This is a genomic window from Sporosarcina ureae, assembly GCF_002109325.1.
Taxonomy (GTDB): Bacteria; Bacillota; Bacilli; order Bacillales_A; family Planococcaceae; genus Sporosarcina; species Sporosarcina ureae_C.
Genome location: NZ_CP015348.1, coordinates 815,537 through 830,000 on the forward strand (window position 1 = coordinate 815,537; position 14,464 = coordinate 830,000).

Sequence of the window (14,464 nt, forward strand, 5' to 3'; positions counted from 1 at the left end):
TCCAATCAAGCCTTGATATCAATTGAAGCGCCCTTTGTGGGGTGCGCCACAGGCTGATTTTCGAGACCATTCAACATATCATTCATAGCAGAAGTTTCCATTGAAAGGGCCTTGTTCATGACGCTCATTTGAACGGTTGATTGCAAGCTTCTCAACTGGCTGGACATAATTGAATTGATATCCATAACGTTCAACTCCTTTCTGGTGTTCACTTCTTACTATCGGTTAATTTTTTGTTGAATAAAGAGTTTTATTCGTTTGTTTCGCCAAGGAACGCATTCAACATCCACTGATGCTTTTCTACGCTCTGATAAATTGCGTTCAACATATCTTCTGTCATATCATCAGAATCTTTGGCTGCCAAATCCATCCCTTTTTTCAATGATTTCATTGTTTTATCGAAATCATCTACTAGTGTCTGTACCATTTCATTCGCTTTTTCTGTGCCTTTTGCTTCGTCGATAACAGATTCAGTCAAATGTTGTGATAGTGTTGCAGTCGGTTCGCCACCCAAAGTTAGCACACGCTCTGCGATTTCATCCATATGCGCTGTTGCTTCGTTATATAATTCTTCAAACTTTGCGTGTAATGTGAAGAATTGATTTCCTTTTACATACCAGTGGTAGTTATGAAGTTTCGCATACAACACCGACCAAGTAGATACTTGTTTGTTTAGTTCTTGAATTAATTCTTTAGACATAAAAAAAAAACACTCCTCTTAAATTGTATTATGCTTCTCTCTTTTAATTTACCACATCTATAGGTAAACTAAACCTTATTACGTCAGAAGGTGATGGATATGCTAAAGAAAGTATTTATACAATTGATCCGATTCTATCAAAAGTTCATTTCTCCCTTATCACCACCCTCTTGCCGATTTCATCCGACTTGTTCACATTACGGGGTAGAAGCAATTGAAACACACGGAGCACTGAAAGGTAGTTGGCTTGCAGTCATGCGGATTTTAAAATGTCATCCTTTTCATAAAGGTGGATTCGATCCGGTACCGCCCAAAAAAACGAATAAAAACAAGCAGTACTAGGTTGCAAACATATATCATATCTTGTATGATGAGAAAATAATCTAAATAGTAATCATTCCGATTACGTCACGGAGGCTTTTCTAATGAAAAATCGTTTGCTGTTGCTAGGCGCTGCTTTACTACTCGTTTTAAGTGGTTGTACCAATAAGGCATCGACCGAACCGGATGATTCGTCATCCGATCAATTACTCGTCTATACGACAGTCTACCCATTGCAATACTTCACTGAACGCATTGGTGGAGAGTATGTTGACGTGAAATCTATCTATCCGCCTGGGACAGATGAGCATGTGTTTGAACCTACACAGAAAGATATGATGGCGTTGGCAAAAGGAGATTTATTCTTCTATATCGGACTTGGACTCGAAGGTTTTGTGCAAAAGACGGAGAAGACGTTGCAAAATGAAGATGTGCAGTTCGTTCCAATCGCCGACTATATTGATCCCGAGGAATTAGAAGAGGGGCATTCTCACGAGCATGGAGAAGATGATCATGACGAGCATGGGCATGAGGATACCGTTGATCCACATGTTTGGATATCTCCTTATCTCAGCACGAAACTTGCAGAGAAAATCACGCAAGAGTTGTCCGATGAATTACCTGAACATGCAGAGGCATTCAAGAAAAATTTTGATGCGTTATATGATGAATTAGAAGAATTGGATCGTGGATTTAAGACTATGGCTGATGCGTCACCAAACAAAACATTCTTTGTGTCCCATGCAGCGTTTGGCTACTTGGCAGATGCTTACGGGTTACAGCAACTTGCAGTATCTGGTCTTGATTCTCAGAATGAACCATCACAAAAAGAATTAGCTTCACTTGTAAAGGAAGCAAAAGAACAAGACATCCAGTATATTTTATTTGAACAAAACGTCAGCTCAAAATTGGCTGAAGTCATCAAAAAAGAACTGGATGCCGAAGCGTTAACTTTGCATAATTTGAGTGTACTTACTGAAGAAGACATACAAAAAGAAGAAACGTACTTCACTCTCATGGAACAAAATTTGGAAGTACTGAAAAAAGCATTAGGCAACTAACAGTGGATGAAAACTCCACTGTTTTTTTATAACCATTTTTTCAATTCGAAGCGCATTAATTTATTTGATGCGTTACGTGGCAGTTGCTCTACAAATCGAAATTCTTTTGGAAGTTTATAACGTGCTAAACGTTTCGAACAGAATTCTACTAGTTCTTCCTCAGTAACTGAACCGACGAGAAATGCGACGGGTACTTGCCCCCACTCCATATCTTCTTTACCACATACGCCCGCTTCCTTTATAGCAGGATGCGCTAGCAACACATTTTCAATTTCGGCAGGATAAATATTCTCTCCACCCGAAATAATGAGATCAGCACGTCGATCGACAATGAATAAATAGCCTTCCTCGTCAAGATAGCCAGCATCCCCTGTAACGAGCCAACCATCCTCGGTCAGCGCATTGCGTGTATGTTGGCTTCCAATGTAGCCTGGCGTTACGTGAGGACCTTTTATGAGCACTTCTCCTACTTCTCTCGGTTGAACGGTATCTTTAATGGCAACTTGATTGAAAAATAACGGCTTCCCCGCTGAACCTAGCTTTCGCGCCGCATCCGCTTTTCCAAGAGTCGTCGTTTGCGAACACGTTTCGGTCATACCATACGTCTGAAGTATCGGTAATCCACACGCTGCCGCGCGATTCAAATAATCCAGTGGTACCGGTCCTCCTCCAACGAGCATAGTACGAAATAGCGGATGTGCTTTACTATCAGTCGCTTCCATGACACGAACAATTTGATCCAACGTCAGCGCAACGACGGACATCGCTGTTACACGTCCTGCCATGATTTGTGTAGCAGCTTCTTTCGCATCAAATTTTTCGTACAAGCGCATTTCCATTCCATAAATCACTGAGCGAATGACGATCGATAGTCCACTTATGTGGAATAGTGGCATCATGCAAAGCCATGAATCTTTATCGGTCAATCCGAGATTCAGCGCTGAAGCGAGCGCGCTTGACGTATGATTACCTGCTGTCTGTCGAACTCCTTTAGGAACCCCTGTAGTGCCTGAAGTATACATAATCGATAACGTCTGATCTTCAGTCCACTGTTCCAGTAAAATGAACTCTTTTCGTTCAGTCTTTCGAACCGCAGAATAGAATACGCTTTTGATGTCATCCAATTCCGGAAGTGAGGTTATTTTATCATCAACAAGCACAAGTGTTGCCTCGGAATCACGTACTTGCCAGCGTAATTCCTGTTCTGTCAGCCGATTATTCAGACAGACGACTTCCACACTTAATAACCAGCATGCATGGATAAAGAGGACTGTTTGTTCATTGGACTGGCTGAGTAGCGCCACCCTACTCTCAGGTTGTACTCCAAGATGATGAAGTTGTTGTGCGATTTCAAGAGATTGTTCATATAATTCACGGTATGACCAATTTCCTTCTTTAGTAACAAGAGCGGATGCGTCTGGTGTCAATTTAGCTCGTTGCATAAGCCAATTAGGAATCATCAAGTGAAACTCCTCCAATTAAAAATGACGTAATGAAAAAGCTGCCCAATTTAGGCAGCTTTCATTTGTTTAAGGGAAACGTGGGAATTGATCGAAGTCTGGCTTACGCTTTTCTTTAAATGCGTCGCGTCCTTCTTTCGCTTCATCCGTCGTATAATAAAGCAATGTTGCATCCCCAGCTAATTGCTGTAGACCAGCCAAGCCATCTGTATCTGCATTCATTGCTGCTTTCAAGAAGCGAAGTGCAGTAGGACTCTTGCCGAGCATTTCTTCACACCATTGAACAGTCTCGTCTTCAAGCTGCTCATACGGAACAACTGTGTTGACTAAGCCCATGTCGAGTGCTTCCTGTGCGTCGTATTGACGGCATAGGTACCAGATTTCACGTGCTTTCTTATGACCAACAATACGTGCGAGGTATCCTGAACCATATCCTGCGTCGAACGAGCCTACAGTAGGTCCTGTTTGTCCAAAACGTGCATTGTCTGCAGCAATCGTTAAGTCACACACTACATGTAACACGTGACCGCCACCAATTGCATATCCGGCAACCATTGCGACAACAGGCTTTGGAATAACGCGAATCAAGCGTTGAAGATCTAAAACGTTTAAGCGTGGAATTTCGTCATCTCCAACATATCCACCGTGACCGCGAACAGATTGATCGCCTCCTGAACAGAAAGCTTTCTCCCCTTCACCAGTTAACACGATAACTCCAATTCGCTGATCATCTCTTGCGCGTGAAAATGCATCGATCATTTCCATAACTGTTTTCGGACGGAATGCGTTGCGCACTTCCGGACGATTGATCGTGATTTTTGCGATACCATTGTACATTTCGTACTTGATATCATCATATGTACGAAGCGTTTCCCATTGACGGGTCATAATAAATTCCTCCTCGATTTTTACACTGTTTTCAGATAGCTCTTTATCATTGTAGCAAATTGTTGAGGTTTTTCCACGTGAATTGCATGCCCCGCATCTTTTATCGTTTCATGCTGCGCATTTGGCAAGCTTTTCATCATGTCCTGCGCAATCATTTCAAATTTCTCGTCTTCACTGCCCGTAAGCAATAATACAGGAAGTGAAAGTTGCTCTAGCGCCTGCCAGTATGAAGGCTGACTCCCCGTTCCAATCCCTCGTAAACTGTTTGCTAAACCAATTGGCCGTTGATTGAGGCGTTCATTACGCACTGCTTGTTGCTGTGAGTCAGACAATTTCTTTTGTGAATGAAACAGCGGAATCTCCTGCCAAAAGTTGGCGAATTCAATCATTCCTTGCTGTTCTATCCTGTCCGCAAGCTTATCATCTGCTGTGCGTCGTGCAAGTTGTTGTTCAGACGTACGCAAGCCTGGTGAACTGCTCTCAAGTACTAAACTTTTCACTTTGTCAGGGTAGGTTGTCGTATAGCCTAGCGCGACACGCCCTCCCATCGAATAACCAAGTAGAATGGGATTGGTTATTTCAAGCTTCTGCAAGACTTCATTCAAATCTTCAATTTGCTCTTCCATCCTATAGCGGTTCATCTTTTCAGGCGCTTCCGTTTTACCATGACCGATTAAATCGACTGCGACTACATAATAATCCACCGCAAGCTCTTCAATCGTTTGCTGCCAAGTAGCGGTCGAACCTGTAAAACCATGCAATAAAACAATTGCTGGCAACTGTTCCTCCCCGAACTTTGCAATATGCGTATCAATACCTCTGATCGTCAACATTTTAGTTGTCAATGCGTTCCACCCTCTTCGCAATTTCCCGCCATACGGAGCGATGAGCTTCTACATTGTCTGCACGCACTGTTGCTACTTCAATAATTCGTAAATTAGCCGTTTTAGCTGCTTGCATCGCTTGTTCAAATGCTCGTGTCGTATCTACTGCATCGTATTGTGCTTCATACATCGCTGCGACATGATTAAACGTCATATTAGTTGGAGTTCCGAATAATTGTTCATAATGCTGTTCAATTGACGCTTGCGGCAAATAGGAGAAAATCCCGCCACCATTGTTATTAATTAAAACAATCGTCAAATCAGTTTGCTGTAACCGGGAAATAATCAATCCGTTCATGTCATGTAAAAACGCTAAATCACCAATCAATAAATAGGTTTTGCGTTGACGGCCTTCCTGAATTCCAAGAGCAGTCGAGACAACTCCGTCAATTCCATTTGCTCCTCTATTGCAGAACAACGAAATATCACGGTTCGTCTTTTTGAAATGCGTATCCAAGTCCCGAATCGGCATGCTGCTACTGCAGACTACATCAGAGCCATCCGGTAAATTGGCAATAAATTGACGAACGAAGTGACCTTCATCTTGATTGAAATGTTGATCTTCATTCATTACGTCTGCGGAAATTTGATTGGCTCTAGTCCATTGTTTCGTATATTCTGTTCGCTCGCGTGGTACAGATACTTGCTGCCAAATACTCGCTGCACTCACTTGCAAGTGGTGAGTAGTCAGACCAATCGGATCACGATAATTTGGTGAATCATCCACTACGATATACGTTTTAGGACAAGTCTTCTTCAAAAACAAAAGTAATGGCTTAGAAATGGGCTGCGGACCAAATCGTATGACACAATCAGGTCGCACGTTTTCAGCAAACATTTCACTTTTTAGCAAGGCATCGTACTGATCGATACAAAGATCATCACAATCTGTCGGTACTTGTGAGCGTAGATTGGATAACGGATCACATAATACTGGCCATTGAAGTGCTCTAGCGAACTGCCAGAAACGTTCTTTATCTAGAGTCGTCGGTTGCTCACCCATTACAATTATGCCTTTTTCCGCTTGCACAATGGCCGATTCTAGTACAGTTTTCATTTCTTCCGTTACAGCGAGATCCCCTACTAACTGTTGCTGGAATCGGCTAACAGGCGCTGTGGCTTCCAAGTCAATGAGCAATGGCTCACGAAACGGCACATTCAAATGCACAGGCCCTTGAGGTGCAGTTTTGGCAATGGATAGAAGTCTAACTGCACGTTGTTCCATGTACCGTAAAATGTCTTCTCTGTTTTCAGGCACAGGGAAGTCGACACTATCTTTGACGTGCTCTCCAAACATGCGAATTTGATCAATCGCCTGTGGTGCACCGACTTCACGTAATTCATGCGGACGATCCGCCGTGATGACGATCAACGGCAGTCTTGCATAAAACGCTTCTGTCACAGCAGGATGATAGTTCGATGCTGCTGTTCCTGACGTACATAGCAAAACAACAGGTTGCCCAGTCGCTTTCACTAATCCAAGTGCATAAAAAGCTGCAGAACGCTCATCGGTATGCATATACGTCTGCATATTTGTAGAGTTCGTAAACGCATACGCAAGCGGTGTCGATCTGGAGCCTGGACTAATAACCGCCTTGGTTGCTTCTTGTCGTATAAGCGTATCCGTTAAGCGAAGCACATAACTCGTTAATCCTGTCTGGTGATCATTCATGTAAACGGCCTCCGAGCGCGCGTAACACAGGACGGAATTTCACCCATGTTTCCGCATATTCTTCAGTCGGTGTAGAATCGGCTACTATACCACCGCCAGCATACAAATATGCATCATTGCCAGTTAACAATCCAGAACGAATTGCCACCGCAAATTCTCCATTACCTGCGGAATCCGTCCAACCAATCGGTCCAGCATAAAAGCCACGGTCCATCTGCTCTTCTTCACGAATAATTTCAAGCGCTTTCTGACGTGGAACTCCCCCAAGCGCAGGTGTCGGATGAAGTGCTTCGACTAGACGGAATATATCCATGTCCTTCGCAAGTTCCCCTTCAACCGGTGTGAATAAATGTTGGATGTCCCGCACCTTTAGAAGTTTAGGCGTTTTACTAACTTGAAGGGATGTACAGAACTCCGAGAACACTTGCGTAATCATATCGACTACATATTGATGTTCTTCACGGTTTTTCTTATCACGTAATAATACTTCTCCGAGCTGCTGATCTTCTTGAGACGTTTTTCCACGTTCAATTGAGCCAGCTACACATGCAGAATACGCATATCCATTTGATATTTCGACTAAACGCTCAGGTGTCGCACCAAAGAACATCTCATCACCAATTTGCAGTCCGAAATGATAACTAGCCGATTGTTCATTCGTAATGGTATGCAATGCAGCGGCCTTTTGAAATTCTTCTTCAAACGTTAATTTGATTTTACGTGCAATAACGACTTTTTCCGCTTCTTGTTCTTTAATATGCGATGTTACTTGTTCAACTGCATCCATATAGCGATCCGTTGCTAGCTCAGTCTGCTTGATCACATCAGGCTTTCCTTGGAACGTGAATTCATCTATTTGTGCAATATGGATCAGCCGATCACGTTCTTGACGCAATGCTTCAAAATCAGCCGCCGCTTGCGGTTCTTCCGTAATATAATTAATGGATACATACGTTTTCCCTTTTTCAATTTTCAGTTGGAATAGAGGGACAGTAAAATAAGCGGCTGGGAACGCATTCCACTCATCATCTTGACGCGTATGAGGATCAAAAGAAAATCCGCCAAATAACACGGGATCGATATCTTTCTCTTCTTTAATTAATCCCTCACACAGTGCTGCCCACTGTAAAGAAATCGATTGAAAACGATCTAGCTCCGCTGTTAATACCGTTGCTTGACCTAATCCGACAAGTTTTACTGTCTTGTCCGCATTCTGCCAGAAGAAACGATGCTCACCATAATGTGAAAGACCTGCTTCAAAAAAAGCAAGTGGACTTAGTGTTTCCACTTCTATTGTTTCCGTAAAAAAACGAGAATCAGCGCCTGTTGCCGGAACCGTCCTCATTCGATCGGTCAATTTCCGATTCATCCCACTCTCTCCTTATCATCGTACAAAATATTTTTCGTCAATTTACGTTCAGGCATACTTTCACCGAACGATAAGTACCTCTATTCTAGCACATTGGACGCTTTACTTAATATATAATGTCTCGCTGTATGGGAGACGATACGACAATTATCTTCAACTATTGTTTCATATAACCTAACTGCTGATTTTTGTTGTATACTATCAGATGATGACTACACATATAAGGAGAGATTACCCGTGCAACACACAATAGAAACCGATACTGGCTGGCGAGTTTGGTGGCAACTCACACGCCCCCACACATTGACTGCCGCTTTTGCGCCTGTCTTTTTAGGCACCATGATTGCGCTACAATACGGACCACTTCATTTTCCGTTATTTCTAGCGATGCTTGTAGCCAGTTTATTTTTGCAGATGGCTACGAATATGTTTAATGAATACTACGATTTCAAACGTGGACTTGATGATGAACATTCAATCGGGATTGGCGGCACGATCGTCAGAAACGGCGTACAGCCGAAGACCGTGTTAAATTTAGCGCTCATGCTCTACGGGCTATCCGTTGTTCTCGGCATTTACATTTGCATGGAAACTTCATGGTGGCTTGCCGCAGTAGGTTCCGTTGCTATGTTGATCGGCTATTTTTATACTGGCGGCCCCTATCCTATTGCTTATACTCCATTCGGTGAACTCGTTTCAGGATTCGTAATGGGCATGTTGTTGATCTTGATTGCGTTCTACATTCAAACAGGAACCGTTACAGGTAATGCAATATTACTTTCCGTACCAAGCATGCTACTAGTCGGTGCGATCATGCTGGCTAATAACATACGTGATATCGTACAAGATACCAAGGGTGGTAGAAAAACTATGGCCATCCTAACAGGTCGAAATAACGCAGTGACCATCTTGGCTATATTTTTCATCGTATCGTATGTATGGATCATTGCGCTTGTATTGACAGGCCACGTATCTGCTTGGGCATTACTTGTACTATTAAGCATCCCGAAACCTTTGCACGCTGTGAAGACATTCCGCAAGTATGAACAACCCCTTCAAGTCATGCCAGCTATGAAAGATACAGGTGTGACCAATACGCTGTTTGGACTACTTCTTGGGATTGGCATTCTTATAGCTCACTTCATCTGAATAAACTGTGTCAAAAACGTCTACACTTAAAAAGGTAGGCGTTTTTTTGTTGGAAAGGTTTACCCTTCCTTGTAAACAGGGAAAGACTGAAGTAAGAAAGCTTTCTCTGATTTCATTTTTCAATAAAGAAAGCAATATAGAAAGGGTCGTGACTACATTGTTAACTACTAAACAAATAGAAACACTAAAAAAGGAACTACGTGCTATGGAAGACCGTCTAACGGAAACAGAAAAAGAGACGGAGATTGTAAATAATGCGCAGGACGATGTAGGTGAACTATCCATGTATGATAATCACCCTGCTGACATGGGAACCGAATTATACGAACGTGAAAAAGATATGGCACTTAACACGCACGCAGAAGGCGAACTGGAGAAAGTCCAGAACGCACTACAGGCTATCGAGGACGGCACGTACGGTACATGTGAAGTATGTGGTAAGGAAATACAACATGAGCGCTTAGAAGCAATCCCGTACACTACTGTGTGCATTGAAGATGCACAAAAAGATATACCGACTGATCGACCCGTTGAAGATGATCTACTAATCATGGCGGAACCCAATACATTTGCTGCCCGTAGAGAAGGTGACGCAATAGATTACGAAGACAGCTTCCAGGAAATTGCCGAGTCCGGAACATCTGATACCCCTTCTGACTTTATTGGAAGTAAAAACCGTGATTATGACGATCTGTATGATGACGAAAATGATGAAGGTGTAGAAGAATACGAAGAGTTTGCAGTCTCCGACATTACGGGTGAACCAGCCGGTATTGTTCGAAATGAAGAAGCAGTAGAATATGAAGAAGAATTAGATGAGGAAGGAATTGAATCACCATTGGGCGACATTCCTTACAAAAAAGGTGACAGCTACATCGATGCAGAGAAAGATAAGTAATATTTAAAAAGTATGTACTATGAGCGGTAATCATAGTACATACTTTTTTGCTACGTTCATTCATTGAGTTAACTCACTGGACTTGATACGTTGTAGATTGCGTAGCATACACTATACGGATGAAAGTCCAATTCTTTGTAGCAAGCAGCACATTCTACAATGTGATAAATCCCTATACATATACTTACTAATGTATTCTTTTAAAATGAATATAGAAAAAAGGTATTGCACGTTTGTGCAATACCTTTTTATGTATGACCCCTACGGGATTCGAACCCGTGATACCGCCGTGAAAGGGCGGTGTCTTAACCGCTTGACCAAGGGGCCAAAAATTATGGCGGAGAAGGAGGGATTCGAACCCTCGCACCGCTTTCGCGATCTACACCCTTAGCAGGGGCGCCTCTTGAGCCACTTGAGTACTTCCCCATAAAAATGGCTCCGCAGGTAAGACTCGAACTTACGACCGATCGGTTAACAGCCGATTGCTCTACCACTGAGCTACTGCGGAATGGTGGGCCTAAGTGGACTCGAACCACCGACCTCACGCTTATCAGGCGTGCGCTCTAACCAGCTGAGCTATAGGCCCCTATTGGAGCGGGTGGGGAGAATCGAACTCCCATCATCAGCTTGGAAGGCTGAGGTTTTACCACTAAACTACACCCGCATTCATGGTGGCTCAGGACGGAATCGAACCGCCGACACAAGGATTTTCAGTCCTTTGCTCTACCGACTGAGCTACTGAGCCACATTGCTTACTTTTAAATAAAAATGGCGGTCCCGACCGGGATCGAACCGGCGATCTCCTGCGTGACAGGCAGGCATGTTAACCGCTACACCACGGGACCATTGGTTGCGGGGACAGGATTTGAACCTGTGACCTTTGGGTTATGAGCCCAACGAGCTACCACTGCTCCACCCCGCGATAATACAAATGTTACTGTGTTGCTGTGTTGCTTACTTGACGCCTTTATTATCTTAACATAACAACTTAAGAAAGTAAAGCTAAAGTTGAAGTTGAAGAAAATATGGCGGAGGAAGAGGGATTCGAACCCCCGCGGGCTTTAACACCCCTGTCGGTTTTCAAGACCGATCCCTTCAGCCGGGCTTGGGTATTCCTCCGTGTGTTCAATAAACTGGTGGACCTTGCAGGACTCGAACCTGCGACCGGACGGTTATGAGCCGTCTGCTCTAACCAACTGAGCTAAAGGTCCTTAGATAGCGGCGGAGGGATTTGAACCCCCGACCCTACGGGTATGAACCGTATGCTCTAGCCAACTGAGCTACGCCGCTGCAATTAGTCAGTCTAAAATTTATTGGTGGAGCCTAACGGGATCGAACCGTTGACCTCCTGCGTGCAAGGCAGGCGCTCTCCCAGCTGAGCTAAGGCCCCAATAAGTGGTCGGGAAGACAGGATTCGAACCTGCGACCCCTTGGTCCCAAACCAAGTGCTCTACCAAGCTGAGCTACTTCCCGACTATGTAAAGTAATATTTTAAAAAATATGGCGCGCCTGGCAGGAGTCGAACCCACAACCTTCTGATCCGTAGTCAGACGCTCTATCCAATTGAGCTACAGGCGCATACTATGAAATTAATTGGTGCCGAGAACCGGAATCGAACCGGTACGGTAGTCACCTACCGCAGGATTTTAAGTCCTGTGCGTCTGCCAGTTCCGCCACCCCGGCAAGAGTGGAAAATAAAAGCGGAAGACGGGATTCGAACCCGCGACCCCGACCTTGGCAAGGTCGTATTCTACCACTGAACTACTTCCGCATAAAAGATGCGGGTGAAGGGAGTCGAACCCCCACGCCCGAAGGCACTAGATCCTAAGTCTAGCGTGTCTGCCAGTTCCACCACACCCGCGATATGTTTCGGCAAAAATAATGGTGAGCCGTACAGGATTCGAACCTGTGACCCTCTGATTAAAAGTCAGATGCTCTACCAACTGAGCTAACGGCTCGTACTAAGTGGTGCCGGCGAAAGGACTTGAACCCTCAACCTACTGATTACAAGTCAGTTGCTCTACCAGTTGAGCTACACCGGCAAGTGTAGAATATATGGTGGAGGATGACGGGCTCGAACCGCCGACCCCCTGCTTGTAAGGCAGGTGCTCTCCCAGCTGAGCTAATCCTCCTGGGTATAATTAAAATTAATTTGTTCTTGTTCTTTTGAATCACTAGATTATGTATAACACATTTAGTGTTGATCTTAAGAAAAGAATTGCCTGGCGACGTCTTACTCTCACAGGGGGAAACCCCCAACTACCATCAGCGCTGAAGAGCTTAACTTCCGTGTTCGGTATGGGAACGGGTGTGACCTCTTCGCCATCGTCACCAGACTATGTCCACTCATTCTCGAGGACATTTATTATTATAACACTTGTTATTATTAATGCAAGTGTTATTTTTAATATTTTTTGAGTAAATGTTGTTCACTCAAAACTGAATAAAAGACATTGTCGTAGTTCAAGTAACTACTTTTTAAAATAGGTTAAGTCCTCGATCGATTAGTATCTGTCAGCTACATACGTCGCCGTACTTACACCCCAGACCTATCCACCTCATCATCTTTGAGGGATCTTACTTACTTGCGTAATGGGAAATCTCATCTTGAAGGGGGCTTCATGCTTAGATGCTTTCAGCATTTATCCCGTCCATACATAGCTACCCAGCGATGCCTTTGGCAAGACAACTGGTACACCAGCGGTATGTCCATCCCGGTCCTCTCGTACTAAGGACAGCTCTCCTCAAATTTCCTGCGCCCGCGACGGATAGGGACCGAACTGTCTCACGACGTTCTGAACCCAGCTCGCGTGCCGCTTTAATGGGCGAACAGCCCAACCCTTGGGACCGACTACAGCCCCAGGATGCGACGAGCCGACATCGAGGTGCCAAACCTCCCCGTCGATGTGGACTCTTGGGGGAGATAAGCCTGTTATCCCCGGGGTAGCTTTTATCCGTTGAGCGATGGCCCTTCCATGCGGAACCACCGGATCACTAAGTCCGTCTTTCGACCCTGCTCGACTTGTAGGTCTCGCAGTCAAGCTCCCTTATGCCTTTGCACTCTACGAATGATGTCCAACCATTCTGAGGGAACCTTTGAGCGCCTCCGTTACTCTTTAGGAGGCGACCGCCCCAGTCAAACTGCCCACCTGACACTGTCTCCTGCCCGGATCACGGGCAAGGGTTAGAAGTCCAATACAGCCAGGGTAGTATCCCACCAATGCCTCCTCCGAAGCTAGCGCTCCGGAATCCTAGGCTCCTACCTATCCTGTACAGGCTGCACCGGAATTCAATATCAGGCTACAGTAAAGCTCCACGGGGTCTTTCCGTCCTGTCGCGGGTAATGCGCATCTTCACGCATATTATAATTTCACCGAGTCTCTCGTTGAGACAGTGCCCAGATCGTTACGCCTTTCGTGCGGGTCGGAACTTACCCGACAAGGAATTTCGCTACCTTAGGACCGTTATAGTTACGGCCGCCGTTTACTGGGGCTTCAATTCAGAGCTTCGCTTGCGCTAACCCCTCCTCTTAACCTTCCAGCACCGGGCAGGCGTCAGCCCCTATACGTCATCTTACGATTTTGCAGAGACCTGTGTTTTTGCTAAACAGTCGCCTGGGCCTATTCACTGCGGCTCTCTCGGGCTATTCACCCTACCAGAGCACCCCTTCTCCCGAAGTTACGGGGTCATTTTGCCGAGTTCCTTAACGAGAGTTCTCTCGATCACCTTAGGATTCTCTCCTCGCCTACCTGTGTCGGTTTGCGGTACAGGCACCTCCCGCCTCGCTAGAGGCTTTTCTTGGCAGTGTGAAATCAGGGACTCTGGAGATAAATCTCCTCGCCATCACAGCCTAGTGTTATATGAGAACGGGATTTGCCTCGTTCTCCACCTCACTGCTTAGACACACAACCAACTGTGTGCTCACCCTATCCTACTGCGTCCCCCCATTACTCAAACGGCGGGGAGGTGGTACAGGAATATCAACCTGTTGTCCATCGTCTACGCCTATCGGCCTCGACTTAGGTCCTGACTAACCCTGAGCGGACGAGCCTTCCTCAGGAA

The 14,464-nt window shown here is 44.9% G+C and carries 11 protein-coding genes, 20 tRNA genes and 2 rRNA genes (1 of these 33 only partly in view); 4 read left to right on the forward strand and 29 right to left on the reverse strand.

Features of this window, described 5'->3' with window-relative positions; genetic code table 11:
• Positions 1–5 precede the first annotated feature (5 nt).
• A complete protein-coding gene (locus SporoP32a_RS04070; protein ID WP_029055127.1) occupies positions 6–185 on the reverse strand; it encodes a putative motility protein in 180 nt (59 codons plus the stop codon).
• A gap of 65 nt (positions 186–250) precedes the next feature.
• Complete coding sequence (locus tag SporoP32a_RS04075) at positions 251–700, reverse strand: Dps family protein (protein WP_085426760.1); 450 nt, start codon at positions 698–700, stop codon at positions 251–253.
• Between the two features lie 99 nt (positions 701–799).
• Between SporoP32a_RS04075 and yidD the strand changes: the two genes are divergently transcribed.
• Both yidD and SporoP32a_RS04085 read left to right on the forward strand, forming a co-directional pair.
• Positions 800–1,042: a membrane protein insertion efficiency factor YidD gene (gene yidD / locus SporoP32a_RS04080; RefSeq protein ID WP_085426761.1), complete on the forward strand. Its 243-nt coding sequence runs from the start codon at positions 800–802 to the stop codon at positions 1,040–1,042.
• An 83-nt stretch (positions 1,043–1,125) separates the two neighbouring features.
• Complete coding sequence (locus SporoP32a_RS04085; RefSeq protein WP_085426762.1) at positions 1,126–2,082, forward strand: metal ABC transporter solute-binding protein, Zn/Mn family; 957 nt, start codon at positions 1,126–1,128, stop codon at positions 2,080–2,082.
• A 26-nt stretch (positions 2,083–2,108) separates the two neighbouring features.
• Here the strand turns inward: SporoP32a_RS04085 and SporoP32a_RS04090 are convergent, their stop codons facing one another.
• The 5 genes from SporoP32a_RS04090 to SporoP32a_RS04110 all read right to left on the reverse strand — a co-directional run bounded on the left by SporoP32a_RS04090 (position 2,109) and on the right by SporoP32a_RS04110 (position 8,355).
• The gene (locus tag SporoP32a_RS04090; RefSeq protein WP_085426763.1) at positions 2,109–3,542 is read right to left on the reverse strand and encodes an o-succinylbenzoate--CoA ligase; all 1,434 of its coding nucleotides are present in this window, start codon (positions 3,540–3,542) and stop codon (positions 2,109–2,111) included.
• A gap of 69 nt (positions 3,543–3,611) precedes the next feature.
• On the reverse strand, positions 3,612–4,430 hold the full coding sequence (menB, locus tag SporoP32a_RS04095; protein WP_085426764.1) for a 1,4-dihydroxy-2-naphthoyl-CoA synthase: 819 nt from the start codon (positions 4,428–4,430) through the stop codon (positions 3,612–3,614).
• A gap of 20 nt (positions 4,431–4,450) precedes the next feature.
• Positions 4,451–5,275: a 2-succinyl-6-hydroxy-2,4-cyclohexadiene-1-carboxylate synthase gene (gene menH, locus SporoP32a_RS04100; RefSeq protein ID WP_232319585.1), complete on the reverse strand. Its 825-nt coding sequence runs from the start codon at positions 5,273–5,275 to the stop codon at positions 4,451–4,453.
• Positions 5,265–6,986, reverse strand: coding sequence for a 2-succinyl-5-enolpyruvyl-6-hydroxy-3-cyclohexene-1-carboxylic-acid synthase (menD, locus tag SporoP32a_RS04105; RefSeq protein ID WP_085426765.1), 1,722 nt, complete (start codon positions 6,984–6,986; stop codon positions 5,265–5,267). Before menD ends, menH begins: the two co-directional genes overlap by 11 nt.
• On the reverse strand, positions 6,979–8,355 hold the full coding sequence (locus SporoP32a_RS04110) for an isochorismate synthase (protein ID WP_085426766.1): 1,377 nt from the start codon (positions 8,353–8,355) through the stop codon (positions 6,979–6,981). Before SporoP32a_RS04110 ends, menD begins: the two co-directional genes overlap by 8 nt.
• 237 nt (positions 8,356–8,592) lie before the next feature.
• Here SporoP32a_RS04110 and SporoP32a_RS04115 point away from each other — a divergent pair, with 237 nt between their 5' ends.
• The gene (locus SporoP32a_RS04115) at positions 8,593–9,504 is read left to right on the forward strand and encodes a 1,4-dihydroxy-2-naphthoate polyprenyltransferase (protein ID WP_085426767.1); all 912 of its coding nucleotides are present in this window, start codon (positions 8,593–8,595) and stop codon (positions 9,502–9,504) included.
• 148 nt (positions 9,505–9,652) lie between these two features.
• Positions 9,653–10,402: a TraR/DksA C4-type zinc finger protein gene (locus tag SporoP32a_RS04120; RefSeq protein ID WP_232319586.1), complete on the forward strand. Its 750-nt coding sequence runs from the start codon at positions 9,653–9,655 to the stop codon at positions 10,400–10,402.
• Positions 10,403–10,657: 255 nt separating this feature from the next.
• Here the strand turns inward: SporoP32a_RS04120 and SporoP32a_RS04125 are convergent.
• From SporoP32a_RS04125 to SporoP32a_RS04230, 22 genes are all read right to left on the reverse strand, one after another.
• Positions 10,658–10,729, reverse strand: a tRNA-Glu gene (locus tag SporoP32a_RS04125).
• Positions 10,730–10,737: 8 nt separating this feature from the next.
• Positions 10,738–10,828, reverse strand: a tRNA-Ser gene (locus SporoP32a_RS04130).
• Positions 10,829–10,835: 7 nt separating this feature from the next.
• Positions 10,836–10,910, reverse strand: a tRNA-Asn gene (locus SporoP32a_RS04135).
• Position 10,911: 1 nt separating this feature from the next.
• Positions 10,912–10,988: transfer RNA gene (locus SporoP32a_RS04140), tRNA-Ile, on the reverse strand.
• Between the two features lie 4 nt (positions 10,989–10,992).
• Positions 10,993–11,066, reverse strand: a tRNA-Gly gene (locus tag SporoP32a_RS04145).
• A gap of 5 nt (positions 11,067–11,071) precedes the next feature.
• Positions 11,072–11,147, reverse strand: a tRNA-Phe gene (locus tag SporoP32a_RS04150).
• Positions 11,148–11,171: 24 nt separating this feature from the next.
• Positions 11,172–11,247: transfer RNA gene (locus tag SporoP32a_RS04155), tRNA-Asp, on the reverse strand.
• Positions 11,248–11,249: 2 nt separating this feature from the next.
• Positions 11,250–11,324: transfer RNA gene (locus SporoP32a_RS04160), tRNA-Met, on the reverse strand.
• Between the two features lie 104 nt (positions 11,325–11,428).
• A tRNA-Ser gene (locus SporoP32a_RS04165) sits at positions 11,429–11,521 on the reverse strand.
• A 15-nt stretch (positions 11,522–11,536) separates the two neighbouring features.
• Positions 11,537–11,613: transfer RNA gene (locus tag SporoP32a_RS04170), tRNA-Ile, on the reverse strand.
• Positions 11,614–11,618: 5 nt separating this feature from the next.
• Positions 11,619–11,692 (reverse strand) — tRNA-Met (locus SporoP32a_RS04175).
• A gap of 24 nt (positions 11,693–11,716) precedes the next feature.
• Positions 11,717–11,792: transfer RNA gene (locus SporoP32a_RS04180), tRNA-Ala, on the reverse strand.
• Positions 11,793–11,798: 6 nt separating this feature from the next.
• Positions 11,799–11,875, reverse strand: a tRNA-Pro gene (locus SporoP32a_RS04185).
• A gap of 28 nt (positions 11,876–11,903) precedes the next feature.
• A tRNA-Arg gene (locus SporoP32a_RS04190) sits at positions 11,904–11,980 on the reverse strand.
• Positions 11,981–11,996: 16 nt separating this feature from the next.
• Positions 11,997–12,085 (reverse strand) — tRNA-Leu (locus SporoP32a_RS04195).
• A gap of 16 nt (positions 12,086–12,101) precedes the next feature.
• Positions 12,102–12,173: transfer RNA gene (locus tag SporoP32a_RS04200), tRNA-Gly, on the reverse strand.
• An 8-nt stretch (positions 12,174–12,181) separates the two neighbouring features.
• Positions 12,182–12,263: transfer RNA gene (locus tag SporoP32a_RS04205), tRNA-Leu, on the reverse strand.
• Positions 12,264–12,284: 21 nt separating this feature from the next.
• Positions 12,285–12,360 (reverse strand) — tRNA-Lys (locus SporoP32a_RS04210).
• Positions 12,361–12,368: 8 nt separating this feature from the next.
• A tRNA-Thr gene (locus tag SporoP32a_RS04215) sits at positions 12,369–12,444 on the reverse strand.
• A gap of 14 nt (positions 12,445–12,458) precedes the next feature.
• A tRNA-Val gene (locus tag SporoP32a_RS04220) sits at positions 12,459–12,534 on the reverse strand.
• Positions 12,535–12,622: 88 nt separating this feature from the next.
• Positions 12,623–12,738 (reverse strand): 5S ribosomal RNA (rrf, locus tag SporoP32a_RS04225).
• A gap of 148 nt (positions 12,739–12,886) precedes the next feature.
• Positions 12,887–14,464, reverse strand: a 23S ribosomal RNA gene (locus tag SporoP32a_RS04230) (it continues 1,351 nt past the right edge of the window).

Bases quoted from the DNA above. Each gene is read 5' to 3' on its own strand.
- SporoP32a_RS04090 (WP_085426763.1), bottom strand. From the start codon at position 3,542: ATGATTCCTAATTGGCTTATGCAACGAGCTAAATTGACACCAGACGCA.
- SporoP32a_RS04070 (WP_029055127.1), bottom strand. From the start codon at position 185: ATGGATATCAATTCAATTATGTCCAGCCAGTTGAGAAGCTTGCAATCA.
- menB (WP_085426764.1), bottom strand. From the start codon at position 4,430: ATGACCCGTCAATGGGAAACGCTTCGTACATATGATGATATCAAGTAC.
- SporoP32a_RS04085 (WP_085426762.1), top strand. From the start codon at position 1,126: ATGAAAAATCGTTTGCTGTTGCTAGGCGCTGCTTTACTACTCGTTTTA.
- SporoP32a_RS04110 (WP_085426766.1), bottom strand. From the start codon at position 8,355: ATGAATCGGAAATTGACCGATCGAATGAGGACGGTTCCGGCAACAGGC.
- yidD (WP_085426761.1), top strand. From the start codon at position 800: ATGCTAAAGAAAGTATTTATACAATTGATCCGATTCTATCAAAAGTTC.
- SporoP32a_RS04075 (WP_085426760.1), bottom strand. From the start codon at position 700: ATGTCTAAAGAATTAATTCAAGAACTAAACAAACAAGTATCTACTTGG.
- menD (WP_085426765.1), bottom strand. From the start codon at position 6,986: ATGAATGATCACCAGACAGGATTAACGAGTTATGTGCTTCGCTTAACG.